The sequence below is a fragment of the Candidatus Magnetaquiglobus chichijimensis genome (assembly GCF_045865675.1).
GTDB lineage: Bacteria > Pseudomonadota > Magnetococcia > Magnetococcales > Magnetaquicoccaceae > Magnetaquiglobus > Magnetaquiglobus chichijimensis.
Genome location: NZ_BAAFGK010000002.1, coordinates 269,247 through 281,830 on the forward strand (window position 1 = coordinate 269,247; position 12,584 = coordinate 281,830).

12 protein-coding genes are annotated in these 12,584 nt (G+C 62.5%); 9 read left to right on the top strand and 3 right to left on the bottom strand.

Features of this window, described 5'->3' with window-relative positions:
• Complete coding sequence (locus ACOY6C_RS03135; RefSeq protein WP_420904019.1) at window positions 1-939, top strand: 4-(cytidine 5'-diphospho)-2-C-methyl-D-erythritol kinase; 939 nt, start codon at window positions 1-3, stop codon at window positions 937-939.
• Window positions 940-945: 6 nt separating this feature from the next.
• Here ACOY6C_RS03135 and ACOY6C_RS03140 read toward each other — a convergent pair whose 3' ends face one another.
• A complete protein-coding gene (locus ACOY6C_RS03140; protein ID WP_420904020.1) occupies window positions 946-1,455 on the bottom strand; it encodes a prepilin-type N-terminal cleavage/methylation domain-containing protein in 510 nt (169 codons plus the stop codon).
• 309 nt (window positions 1,456-1,764) lie between these two features.
• On the opposite strand from ACOY6C_RS03140, the gene ACOY6C_RS03145 reads away from it, so the two are divergent.
• The 4 genes from ACOY6C_RS03145 to ACOY6C_RS03160 are packed head-to-tail and all read left to right on the top strand — an operon-like array spanning window position 1,765 to window position 5,072.
• The gene (locus tag ACOY6C_RS03145) at window positions 1,765-2,304 is read left to right on the top strand and encodes a hypothetical protein (protein ID WP_420904021.1); all 540 of its coding nucleotides are present in this window, start codon (window positions 1,765-1,767) and stop codon (window positions 2,302-2,304) included.
• A 41-nt stretch (window positions 2,305-2,345) separates the two neighbouring features.
• The gene (locus ACOY6C_RS03150) at window positions 2,346-3,701 is read left to right on the top strand and encodes a hypothetical protein (protein ID WP_420904022.1); all 1,356 of its coding nucleotides are present in this window, start codon (window positions 2,346-2,348) and stop codon (window positions 3,699-3,701) included.
• A complete protein-coding gene (locus ACOY6C_RS03155; RefSeq protein WP_420904023.1) occupies window positions 3,698-4,000 on the top strand; it encodes a hypothetical protein in 303 nt (100 codons plus the stop codon). The genes ACOY6C_RS03150 and ACOY6C_RS03155 overlap by 4 nt, the downstream gene beginning before the upstream one ends.
• Window positions 4,001-4,025: 25 nt before the next feature.
• The gene (locus tag ACOY6C_RS03160) at window positions 4,026-5,072 is read left to right on the top strand and encodes a lysylphosphatidylglycerol synthase transmembrane domain-containing protein (RefSeq protein ID WP_420904024.1); all 1,047 of its coding nucleotides are present in this window, start codon (window positions 4,026-4,028) and stop codon (window positions 5,070-5,072) included.
• Between the two features lie 3 nt (window positions 5,073-5,075).
• On the opposite strand, the gene ACOY6C_RS03165 is transcribed toward ACOY6C_RS03160, so the two are convergent.
• Window positions 5,076-6,194, bottom strand: coding sequence for a glycosyltransferase (locus ACOY6C_RS03165; protein WP_420904025.1), 1,119 nt, complete (start codon window positions 6,192-6,194; stop codon window positions 5,076-5,078).
• Between the two features lie 455 nt (window positions 6,195-6,649).
• On the opposite strand from ACOY6C_RS03165, the gene ACOY6C_RS03170 reads away from it, so the two are divergent.
• The 4 genes from ACOY6C_RS03170 to arsJ all read left to right on the top strand — a co-directional run bounded on the left by ACOY6C_RS03170 (window position 6,650) and on the right by arsJ (window position 10,676).
• Entirely contained in the window at window positions 6,650-7,147 is a 498-nt protein-coding gene (locus ACOY6C_RS03170) for an arsenate reductase ArsC (protein WP_420904026.1), read from the top strand.
• A 99-nt stretch (window positions 7,148-7,246) separates the two neighbouring features.
• Entirely contained in the window at window positions 7,247-8,266 is a 1,020-nt protein-coding gene (gene arsB, locus ACOY6C_RS03175) for an ACR3 family arsenite efflux transporter (RefSeq protein ID WP_420904255.1), read from the top strand.
• Between the two features lie 32 nt (window positions 8,267-8,298).
• Window positions 8,299-9,312, top strand: coding sequence for an ArsJ-associated glyceraldehyde-3-phosphate dehydrogenase (locus ACOY6C_RS03180; RefSeq protein WP_420904027.1), 1,014 nt, complete (start codon window positions 8,299-8,301; stop codon window positions 9,310-9,312).
• Between the two features lie 137 nt (window positions 9,313-9,449).
• Entirely contained in the window at window positions 9,450-10,676 is a 1,227-nt protein-coding gene (arsJ, locus tag ACOY6C_RS03185) for an organoarsenical effux MFS transporter ArsJ (protein ID WP_420904028.1), read from the top strand.
• A gap of 104 nt (window positions 10,677-10,780) precedes the next feature.
• Here the strand turns inward: arsJ and ACOY6C_RS03190 are convergent, their stop codons facing one another.
• Entirely contained in the window at window positions 10,781-12,364 is a 1,584-nt protein-coding gene (locus ACOY6C_RS03190) for a formylglycine-generating enzyme family protein (protein ID WP_420904029.1), read from the bottom strand.
• Window positions 12,365-12,584: the final 220 nt, after the last annotated feature.

A 12,584-nucleotide genomic window follows, 5' to 3' on the forward strand; every position in this document is an offset into this window, starting at 1 on the left:
ATGACCGGACGCGCGGTCATCGGTGCAACGGCCCGTTTCCAGGCCCCGGCCAAGCTGAATCTGGCCCTGCGGGTGGTGGGGCGTCGCGCGGATGGGTATCACCTGCTCGAATCGTGGATGGTCTTTTTCCCTCTGTATGACGAATTGAGCGTGACGGTCACCGACGGCGGGATGTCGTTGACGTGCGATCCGCCGGTTACCGGATCGGTGGAGGAGAATCTGGTCTGGCGCGCCGCCCGTCTGCTGGCCGAGCGTTATGCGGTGTCATGCGGCGCGCGGCTGGAACTGGTGAAACAAATCCCGCATGGCGCGGGTCTGGGTGGGGGATCGTCGGATGCGGCGTTGACGCTTTTGGCCTTGAACCGGCTGTGGGGACTGGAGCGGAGTCTGGCGGAGCTGATCGAGCTGGGGGTACGGTTGGGTGCGGATGTTCCCTTTTTTCTTGGTGGGCGTTCCGCCTGGGTCGGGGGAATCGGGGAGCGGTTGATGCCGTTTGCCGAGGGGTTGACCGGGGCATTGGTGTTGGTGTTTCCCGGCGCGGGGGTGGCGACCGGACGGGTGTTTCAACGGTTGAACGGTCGATTCCCGGTACGCGCTGCCCCGCTTGGCATGCCAGCGGCGGGCGAGGGGTGGATCGGCGCGTTGGAGAACGATCTGGAAGCGCCGGCCTTGGAGATCGAGCCGAAGATCGGAGCGGCGCGCGCGGCGCTTGAAGCAGCGGGCGCGCGGGCGACGTTGATGTCTGGCAGCGGTTCGACGGTGTTCGGGGTGTTTCCGGATGTCGCACAGGCCATGGAAGCGGTGGCCGGAATCGGTGTCAACCATACGGATTGGCGGGTTTTTTCAGGCGGGATTCTGAATCGGCACCCGTTTCATGCGGGCTGGGGAGACGAGCGGGATCCTGACCGTGGACATCCCGGATCGGGAGGTCCACGGTAGGGTGGATCAGTTGGCGGCGGCGCCGATGTTGACGGCGGGCACGCGGAAGGTGGCGGAGAGCAGGGCATTGGAGGCATTGACCGTGGAGGAGCCGTTGGCGTCCAGGGTGGTGCCGGCCAGGGCGTTGCGGAAGACATTGGCCAACTCGCCGCCCTGATCGCCGGAGAGTCCGGTGAGCTTGAAGGCCACGGTCAGCTGGCCGGAGGCGGTCGCCTTGGTGTTGGCGGCATCGAGTTCGATGGAGCCGTCGCCGTACTTGTAGGAGGGCAGAAGCTCTTTTTGGGTGGAGGCGCTCAGGGTTGTGGTGCCGGTGCCCTGATAGTTGCTCAACACGGCCTGGATGTAGGGGTTGATGTACTGCTGAAAGGCTTTGGTGGCCTCACCCTTGGCCATGGTGGTCTTGCCTACGGCGATGGCCGAGACGATCAGGCCGATGATCACCAGAACGATGGCCATTTCCACGAGGGAAAAGCCCTCTTCCCGGCGCTTGAGGAGTTTGGCGCGGATGGTATTCATGTTCGATAATGTTTCTCTTGTGAAGGTGGTGGGTTCCGTGGAGCGCAAACACACGATCGACCAAATGGTAGGGTATTGAATTATATTGTCAATGAAAAAAAATGCCCCTGCGCTCCATGCATTCGTGTGGGCAATGGTGTGGGAGCGGGGCCGTGCGGGGCATCGGGTTGACGGGATGACGGAGGGATGGTTATCCTCATGGAAAGGGGTGGCCAAGGTTGCATTCTGGTTGATTTCCGGTGATCATGGGGCCGGTCGGTATTCCCTCGGCTTCCATCATGCTCGAGATCAGGCTTGGAGTGGCGGACGATGAACCTGTTTGATCGGCTGCGCGCGTTGGCGCAACGTTTTCCCTTGTTCATGGCCGTGGGGTTGATGGTGGCCATGCCGGGCGCCGGGGCCTATCTGGTCTCGGCCCAGGAGACCCATCGGGTCGCATCGGTGCGGATGGATCAATCCCGCAACCGCTCCGCGGAGTTGGATGCCGCCAGAACCCGCGCTGCGGAGTATCGGAAATCCCTCGATGAACTCAAAAGTTTCGCCGCGTCGGTCACCGAACACCGGCTCGACGAACGCCAGGGGTGGACCCGTTACGCCGTCGAGATCAAAGAGCGTCTCGTTTCGGAAGAGGAGTTGCGCACCCTGTTGAACCATCTGACCTCCTCCGCCCGTTACCATTTCAAGCCCGGCAAGCTCGAGATCACCGCGCTCACCGCCCGCGAGGGGTTGCCGCCGCGACTGCTGGCGCGCATGCGGGGGACGGAGAAGGGGACGGAACCCGCGCCGGTGCCGGGTGAGAAGGTGCTGATCTCTTTGACCGGGCACTATCTGGTCTCTCCACCGGGTTGAGGGGAGGGAGCGTTCGCAATGGTCAATCGCGTGGGTGGACGATGAACATCTCCGAGTCGGATGCATGGATCGTGGATCTGGATGGGCTGGCCCACCGGTTGGGGGAGGGACGGGCGGAACCGGTTGCCGATCCCGCCGCGATCCAGGGGGATAAATGGGTCGTGAGCGACCTGGGTGGGGCCATGGCCCGGTTCATGATCGTCGAGGCGCCGAAGGCCTATGCCGAGGTGGTGGCCCGGCGTCGGCTCCAGGAGAGCGGCGAGGCCCAGGAGCATGCCCGTCTGCTGACCCACTGGAAACGGGCGCGTGGCAAGACATCCACCGAACTTTATTGCACCGTGGCCGAGGGGGAGAGGCTGCGGGTCCACGAGGATCGCGCCCATGACGATCCGCATCACCATCTGCTCTTCTCCGTGCATGTTCTGCCGTATCTCCTCTTGAACCAGCAGCCCAAGGATCGCACCGTGGCGGTGCTCTTCGAGCACGATCGTCATGTGGATATCCTGATCGGGCGTGCCGGTCAGGTGCTGGCGGCCAGCCGCGTCTCCAGTTACGGCAGTGGCCGCGCCGCCAAGGAGAATCTCGCCGAATCGATCGCCAGCGAGCTGCGTGCCCTGGTGATCGGCGCCAAGGCCACCCTGAATCGCATTCTGCATTTTGGTTGGCTGCTCGGGGAGGGCGCGGACGAAACCGAACGCGCCGGAGAGCAGCAACGGCTGAGCGAGGCGGCCTGGGTCGGGGAGCTGGGACGGACTCTTCAGCTCCCCTTCGAAATTTTGCCGGCCACGGTTTTGAAACGTTCGGACGACGGCTTCATCGTCAGCGCCGTTCCGTCGCTGCTGCGTGAGTTGACGGTCTCCCAGGCCTCCTTGCCGGTGGTGGAGCGGCTGCAATATCAGGCCCAACGACTCCTGCCGACCGTGCTGGCGATCGCTTTCGGCCTGACCGTGCTTCTCTTTCTGACCGGCGTGTGGTTCAACACCCGCGCCGGACTCCTTGATGCCGAGGCCAACCGGATGGAGCGGGAGTTGACGGTCGCCACCGCCAAACCCGAACCCGTGGATCCGGCCCTGGGCAAGATGGTCACCTTTGTCGATGGTCTGGCGCGACTGCGCGAGGCGCCCTCCTGGCGGGAGCTGCTCAAGGAGTTGCACGACGCCGCGGAAGGACGCCGAATCGTTTTCGATCAGGTGACGATCGAGCAGGACGACGCGGCCAGGATCCAACTGACCCTCAAGGGTCGGGTCCAGGAGCTTTTCGACGTGGCCAGCGCCGACTTCGAGGCCATGGCCGGACGTCTGCGCGAGCGGGGGTATGGGATTCTCTCCCGTGAACTCTCCACCGATGTCACCGAATTGCGTTTCAACCTGAAACTGGAACGGGGGGCGCGTCCATGAAGGTCAAGCAAACCGCTCTGATCGCCGTGGCGGCCCTCGGCGCGGGGCTTTTCATCACCGTGTTGATCGGGCTTTTGGTCCGTCCGGGGGCACCGGCCCCGGTCTTCACCCTGCCCATCGCGACCAACCCCTCACCCCATGCCCAGCCGATCGATCCCGCCCTCGGCAAGATCATCCGCGAACGGCAATCCCAGCTCTCCGGCCTGCGCACGCCGGTCGTCCGGGAGGTCGGGCCGATCCCGTTGACCATGCTCGGTTTTTCCGAGACGACCGCGGCGGGTGCCCGGGACTCCCGGTAACACTCCGGGCGCGCGCTCATCGATCATGCACGGGGGGACCGAAGCGGTGATGCAAGGTGTGTGGCAACGGCTGGTGCCGTGGTTGAAATTCATCCTTTCATCCGGTTTGATCGTTTTGTTGTGGCAGCAGGGCAAGCTCGATTTCACCGCCCTGGGTCAGCTCTCCGCCGCGCCCTGGACCATTCTCGCCGTGGTGTTGCTCAGTCTGATCAGCTACTCCCTGATCTCCCTGCGTTGGGTGATCCTCCTCCGTTCCCAGCAGATCCCGCTCTCCTTCGCCTGGGGACAACGGATCACCTATCTGGGCATCTTCTGCAATCTGGTGTTGCCCGGCGGCGGCATGGCCGGCGATGCGGTCCGCATGGCCCACGCCATGCGCGTGGCTCCCGATCAGAAACTGGAAGCCCTCTCCACCCTGCTCGTCGATCGACTGGTGGGGTTGCATGTCATGCTGGTCATTGCGCTTTTCGTGGTGGCTTTTCAGCCTCAACTGGTGCTGGGTTCCGTCACCCTGCGTTTCATGGCGATCACGGTGGTGGTGTTCGTGCTGGCTCTGCCGCTTGGGGCGTTGTTGATCTACCGGTTGGCCAAACATGTGGGCCGTTCGCCCCGCTTTGCCGCCTTTCTGGTCTCCGGACGTCTCGGACGCCTGACCGCCCGCATGATCGAGATCGTGCGTCTTTACCGCAACGCGCGCCGACAGTTGGCCCAGGCGTTCCTTCTTTCGGTGGTGGCCCAGTCGTTGATGCTGGTCGCCCTCGTCCTGGTGGCCCAGTCCCTGGATCTCGGTCCGCTCGCCTCCCTGGATTATGTCTTTGCCACGCCCTGGGCCTGGATCGCCAATTTTCTCCCCCTGACCCCCGGTGGCATCGGGGTGGGCGAGGCGACCTTCGATCAGGTGTGCCGCTGGATCGAATCCTCCCCCTCCGGGGCTCCCTACGGCACCATCTTTTTGATGTATCGCATGCTCACCATGCTCGGGAGCTTTCCCGGTTTGATCCTGTTCTTTTTCGCTCGCCAGGAGGTGCGGGATGCCATGCATCCGCGTGATCCCCTGGATGCCTCCGGGTAGGGGTCACCGCCTCCGGTCGCGACGCCGCAACGCCTCCTGAATCACCCCTTCCATCCGATCGAGCATGGTCTCCGTGGAGCAGCGCGCACGCGCCACCTCAAGGGCCGCCATGCCCAGCGCCCGTCCCCCGGACGGATTCTCCAGAACGCTCCCCATGGCCGCGCTCAAGGCCGGCACATCCCCAGGCGTCACCAGCACGCCGCTCACCCCGGATTCGATCATCTCCGGAATGCCGCCGATCGGTGTCGAAACAATCGGCAAGGCGGTGGCCATGGCCTGGATCAACGCCTGGGGCACCCCTTCGTTGGCCAGTGACGGCAGCACGAAGAGATCCAGGGCGCGCAGCCAGAGGGGTACGTTCTCCTGACGCCCGGTCATGCGCACCCGCTCGGGGGAGAGACCCAGGGCGGCGATGCGTTGTTTCAGAAACTCCTCCCGCGGACCATCGCCGACGATCACCAGCAGGGCTCGGGGATGGTTGAGTCGCGCGAAGGCGTCGATCAGATCGTGATGTCCCTTCCAGCTGCGGAGGGTGGCGACGATGCCGATGATCGGAATCTCCGCCGGCAGTCCGAGGGTGACACGGGCCGCCTGTCGATCTCCGGGGGAGAATCGTGCCAGATCGATGCCGGTGGGAATCGAGTGGACCTGATCCGCCGGGATGTGGTTGATCCGGATCAGCCGTTCGCGGATCCCTTCGCCGGTGGTGACTACCTGGAGGCTGGCCGTTCCGTAGAGCCAGCGGTTGGCCGGATTGACCGGCACCGGGGCCGAGATGTGACGCAGGCGGATCAGCGCGGGTCGATTGGCCAGGAAGCGGGTTGCCAGAGCGGTCAGCCACGAGTCGGTCGAGCTGTGGGTGATGATCACGTCGGGTTGCAGGGTCTGGATCCGCTCACGCAACGTGATGAGACCGGGGAGATTTTTCCGGGCGATGGGCACGGCCTCGACCGGAAGTCCCCGTTTTTGGGCCTCCTGGAAGATGGTCGCCTCCCGAGGGGTCAGCAGGCGAAGATCCAGGCCACGCTTCATCATGCCGAGGGACTCGGTGAGGATGCGCAGCTCCTGTCCGCCCCAGCCGAGGGAGGATTCGGTGTGCAGGATCTTGAGTGGCGTGTTCATGGACCTTCTTCCAAGGGGCGATGGATCCGCGTGGACGGGCAGGGTGGGGGGCGGAGGATGGGGCGGGCCGCATCGTAACCGTCGGCGTTCGATCTTGCCGCCGCGCCGGGGAGGGGTCAAGTTTAAAAGTTACCATGAAACTGCCGAAGGGAGCTCCATGGCACGGGGGTGAGGGGGTTCTTTTCCCCCCATCATGCAAGTTACGGTAACATTTTTTGTCTTGGAAAACCCAAAGGGAACTCCACGGTCCGGAGGTGAGGAGCCTTTTTGGGTAAGATTTGAATTTTTTTGATCGGGACGCAAGTCAGACATGGGGGGTTAAAAAATATGGTTGACCAAATATCCTTATAAAGATATATTCGCATAAGCAGATATCGGAGAGCGCCGTGTGGGCTTCAGAAAATCCATCGGCATCTGTTCGGTCGTTATCGATCACCCAGGGAGGTCTGATCGCCATGTCCCGCTTGAACGTGCTTTTTTTGTGTACCCATAATTCCGCGCGCAGCATCCTGGCCGAGGCGCTGCTCAACCACCACGCCGGAGGTCGGGTCGGTGCGTTCAGCGCCGGAAGCCATCCGAGTGGCCAGGTCCATCCCCTGGCTTTGCGCGCCCTGGCGGAACGGGGAATCTCCGTGGAGGGGGCGCGGAGCAAGGTTTGGGATGTGTTCGCCTTGCCCGAGGCCCCGCGCATGGGGGTGGTGATCACCGTGTGCGATGGTGCCGCAGGCGAGATGTGCCCCATTTGGCCAGGGGCGCCGCTCAAGGCCCACTGGGGGGTGGCGGAGCCGGGCCGTTTGGCCGAGGGTTTGGATGATCGTGCGGCCCTGGGGGTGTTTCGCACCACCCTGGAGCGGTTGGAACGGCGGGTACAGACCTTTCTGGGGTTGTCCCTGGAAACGCTGGATCCCGATGCGTTGAAACGGGAGCTGGATCGCATCGGTGGCATGGATTGAGTTGGCGGTGGTGAGATGTCCGTCACCGGATTTACTAAGGAGTGGATCGTCATGAGTCGGCAGTGCGCGGTAACGGTTGAAAAAGAGAATGGGGCTTCCCTGGGTTTTTTCGAGCGGCATCTGTCGGTCTGGGTGTCGCTCTGCATCGGGGTCGGGATTTTCCTTGGACATGCGCTGCCCGCGCCGTTCCAGGCCATCGGCGCCATGGAGATCGCCCGCGTCAACCTGCCGGTGGCCCTGCTCATCTGGCTGATGATCATCCCCATGCTGCTCAAAATCGATTTCGGGGCTCTTTCCGAGGTGCGCGCCCACTGGAAGGGGATCGGGATCACCCTGTTCATCAACTGGTGCGTCAAACCCTTCTCCATGGCGGTGCTGGGATGGTTGTTCGTGCGGCATCTGTTCCACGCCTGGTTGCCGGTGGCGCAGATCGACTCCTACATCGCCGGATTGATCATCCTGGCGGCGGCGCCCTGTACCGCCATGGTGTTTGTCTGGAGCCGGCTCTCGGACGGGGAACCCCACTTCACCCTCACCCAGGTGGCCTTGAACGATTTGATCATGATCGTGGCCTTTGCGCCGATCGTCGGGTTTTTGTTGGGGCTTTCAGACATCGTGGTGCCTTGGGAGACCTTGCTGATCTCGGTGGCGCTGTTCATCGTGGTGCCGGTGGTGGTGGCCCAGTGGTGGCGCATGCGGCTTCTGGCCGGCGGTGGGTCGGCGGCCCTGGAGGCGTTGCTTGTCCGCCTGCATCCTGTCTCCCTGGGCGCGCTGTTGGCCACCCTGGTGCTGTTGTTCGGGTTTCAGGGGGAGCAGATTCTCCGTCAACCGGTGGTGATCCTTCTCCTGGCCGTGCCGATTCTGATCCAGGTCTACTTCAATGCCGGACTGGCCTATCTGCTTTCCCGAAAATTGCGGGTGGACCACTGCGTGGCGGCTCCGTCCGCACTGATCGGCGCGAGCAACTTTTTTGAGTTGGCTGTTGCCACGGCCATTGGACTGTTCGGCTTTGAGTCCGGCGCGGCCTTGGCCACGGTGGTCGGCGTGCTGGTGGAGGTTCCGGTCATGTTGTCTGTGGTGCGCATCACCCAGCGCACCCGTGAATGGTATCACTCTTGATCATCACTCGAAATGAATGGGAGATAATGAAAATGACGATCCGCGTGGGCATCAACGGGTTTGGTCGGATGGGACGTCTGGGACTGCGGGCGGCCTGGGGACGGCTGCCGGAGCTGGAGTTCGTGCATGTCAACGAGATTCTCGGGGATGCCACCTGCGCCGCGCATCTGCTGAAATACGATTCGGTGCATGGCCGCTGGGACCGTGAGGTCTCCTCGGACGGTTCCGGAATCGTGGTGGATGGCCAGCGCATGAGCTTTTCCAACGCGCCTGCCAATGGTGGCGTGGACTGGAAGGGGCTCGGGGTGGACCTGGTGCTGGAGTGTACGGGCAAGTTCAAGACCATGCCGGCCTTGCAACCCTATTTCGACGGCGGGGTCAAGAAGGTGGTGGTGGCCTGTCCGGTCAAGGATGCCCAGGCCTTCAACGTGGTGATGGGGGTGAACGACCACCTGTACGACCCGGCCAGGCACGATGTGGTCACCGCCGCATCCTGCACCACCAACTGTCTGGCCCCGGTGGTCAAGGTGATCCTGGAGAAGATCGGCATCGTGCGCGGCTCCATGACCACCATCCACAACATCACCAACACCCAGACCATCATCGATCTCGGTCACAAGGATTTGCGCCGCGCGCGGGCCAATTCGCTCTCGCTGATCCCCACCACCACCGGTTCGGCCAAGGCGATCACCCAGATCTTTCCGGAACTGACCGGCAAGATCAACGGCACGGCGGTGCGGGTGCCGTTGCTCAACGCCTCCATCACCGACATGGTGTTCGAGGTGCCCCGGCCCACCACCGTCGAGGAGATCAACGGTTTTCTCAAGGAGGCGGCGCAGGGTCCGTTGCGGGGGATTCTCGGCTACGAGGAGCTGCCTCTGGTCTCCATCGACTACAACAACGATACCCGCTCCTCGATTGTCGATGCCCTCTCCACGATGGTGATTGACGGCACCCATGTCAAGATTCTCTCCTGGTACGACAACGAGGTGGGTTACGCCAACCGCATGGTGGAGTTGGCTGCCCAGGTGGCCCGTTCCATGTAGGACGGTTGCCGGTCGGTTTGATCGGTTCGGGGAAGGGGAATGAGCCTCTTTTGCGCACATTCCCACCTTGGAACGCCCGGCAGGGTGGCCCACGGTCGGGGGCTTTCCCATCATGCACGTTCAGGCAGGAGAAAAACATGTCCACCGAAACCGAAAATGGCGGCACACTGGGGTTCAGGCTCTACCTCGTGATCACCCTGGCGTATTGGGCCTTCACCCTGACCGATGGGGCGATCCACATGCTGGTGGTGCTCCATTTCAACGGTTTGGGTTATACGCCCATGTCCATCGCCTTTTTGTTTCTCTTTTATGAGGTCTTCGGCATCCTCACCAACGGTGTGGGCGGGTGGATCGCCAGTCGCATCGGACTGAACCGCACCATGGTGATCGGTGGGTTCATGCAGGTGTTCGCGTTGGGCATGCTGGCCATGGATCCGTCGTGGTTGACGGTGGGCTACGTGATGACCGCCATGGCCATCTCGGGAGTCGCCAAGGATCTCAACAAGATGAGCGCCAAGGCCGGGGTCAGGCTGGTCACGCCGAAGGGAGCGGACTCCGAATCGCGTTTGTTCAAGTGGGCGGCGGTGCTCACCGGTTCGAAGAACACGTTGAAGGGCGCGGGTTTCTTTCTGGGTGCGTTGTTGTTGCAACTGCTCGGTTTTCAGCACACGCTGATGGCCATGTCGGGTCTTTTGTTGGTGGTCTATCTGCTCACCTGGTGGGCGTTGCCCGGCAGTATGGGGGTCACAAAGGCCAAAGCCAGGATTTCTCAGCTCTTTTCCAATACGCGGGAGATCAATCTGCTCTCTGCCGCCCGTTTTTTTCTGTTCGGTTCACGGGATGTGTGGTTCGTGGTGGGGTTGCCGGTTTTCTTGCAGTCGGTGGTGGGCTGGAGCCATGTGTCTGTCGGCAGTTTTCTGGCGATGTGGGTGGTTTGTTACGGATTTGTCCAGGCCGGGGCGCCGTTGCTGTTGCGGGGCAGGTGGCATCCTGCCGGGACCACGGCGCGCAATGTCGCCTTTTTGTTGGCCGCCGCCCCGGCGGGCATCGCCCTGGCCTTGCTTCAGGGGTATGACCCGGCCCTGGTATTGATCGTCGGTCTGGGGGTGTTCGGGGTTTTGTTCGCGATCAACTCCTCGGTTCATTCGTATTTGATCTTGTCGTATTCGGACAACGACAAGGTGGCGATGAATGTGGGATTTTATTACAGCGCCAACGCGGCGGGACGTTTGACCGGAACGTTGTTGTCGGGTTGGGCGTTTCAGAATGATGGGTTGACGGGATGTTTGTGGTGGTCCACCGGGTTTGTGTTGGGCGCGGCGTTGCTGTCGATGCTTTTGCCGGGAGAACGGAAGGCGGGGTGAGATCAAAGGAAGGTCAAAACGGCTCGGGTCCAGGGACCGATGGTCCCTGGTGGGATCCAAGGGCAAAGCCCTTGGGACGTTTCTTTTCCGACGAGGCCTCGACGTTACGGCATCATCACCAGTCTGAACCCCACATGCACGTCCGGGTGGGTGGGGTCGATGCCGGTGCGGTTGGCGGTGCGGGCGTAGTCGGGCCAGACCGCCCAACTGCCTCCCCGGGCGGTGCGGAAGAACCCTTGCGCCGGCCCCTTCGGATCATCCTTGGGTGAGCTGGCGTAGTAGCTCGGGGAGTACCAGTCGGCCACCCACTCCCAGACGTTGCCGATCATGTCGTACAGACCAAAACCGTTCGGCATGAACATTCCCACTGGCGCGGTCTCCGCAAAGCCGTCCTCGCAGGGGAAGACGTTCCACTTCGGCCAGGCCTTCTTGGCGGTGGCATCCCCCACATTGGCGTGGCGGCAGCCGTCGCCAGGGGGATCCCCCCAGGGAAAGGCGCTTTTGGAACCGGCCCGTGCCGCATACTCCCATTCGGCTTCGGTGGGCAGACGGAAATGGACCCCGCCGCGACCCGACATCCACCCCGCGAAGCGGTTGGCCTGATCCCAGGTGACATTCACCACCGGTTGCAGATCGCCGTTCAGGTCATGCCCGTCGTAGGCGCCGCTCACATGCTTTTCATCGAAACGATGATACTGGCCGTTGGTCACCTCGGTGCGGCTCATCCAGAAACTCTGCACGCACACTTCGTGAACCGGTTTCTCGTCCGGATCGTTACCTTCACTGCCCATCTGGAAACAACCACCCGGAATCTCGACAAACTCCAACCCGGTCACCGGCTCGGCCTGTACCCGCCACTGGCCGTTCACCTCCCCCTTTTTCGACACCTTGGGGGTGGTCTCGGGAAGTTTTGGCTCTTGGTGGGGCGTTGTTTTCGACGGGTCGGACCCGTCCGGGCCGCTGGTCGCGGGGCTGTCCGGGCCCGGTGTGGGCGGGGAGACCGCCGGGGCGGCGCCATCCGGTTTTGATGCATCAGCCGGTTTACGTGTTTCGCCAGTTTGCGCCAGGTCGGTGGCGGGTTTGTCGAGTGGGGGAAGGGGTTCGGTGACCCAGGTTGCGTCCGGGCCCGGCAGAGGCAGGGGCGGCGGTGGGGCAGGACGCTTGCTTTCGGGAGTCTCGCCGGATTTGGCTCTCTTCTCCGGTTTGGCGAGCTCCTCCTTGCCGGCGTCCGCCATGGACTCCGGTTCCGCCTTGGGTTTCGAGGGTTTGGCGGGCGGGTTCTTGGGCGTGGATTCGGCCTTGGCCCGGCTTTTGTCGCTGGCTGCGATCCGGTCGATCATGGCCTGGATCCGTTTGGCCTTTTCGCTGCGCTGGCGGGCCAGATTGGGATTGCCTTCGGTTTCCGCCTCCTTCGACAACTCCTGGAACGAGGAGACGATCTTTTTCAACCCTTCGCGACCTGCCGGATTTTCCGGATCGATGGCAATGATTTTCTGGTATTTTTCCAGGGCATTCATCCCAACGGGTTGCGTGAACCGGTGACCGCGCAGATCCTTTTCGGCGCTGGCCGCCAGGGCGCGGATGGTCTCTTTGGGATCGGCGGCGTTGGCGTCACCCCACAGGAGCGGGGTTGCGAGCGCGAGCAGGGACAAAATCGAACCGGTCGATCGGGGCAAGGATGAATTCATGGGAAGTTTCCGCGCAGCGCAATTGAAAGACGATTGAAATTCTGTAACCATTCAGGATCCCCACGGTTGCAGGGGACGGGGGACCGCAAGATCCCGGGCTTCACGTGCGGAGAGGGAGTCTCCGAGGTTGGCTGTTGACTTTGGCTTTTTAGAACGTTCTTCAAAAAAGCGTTTTTTGCGAAAATCGCTGATTCGTAAAAGCGCGCAAAAGGCAAAAGAA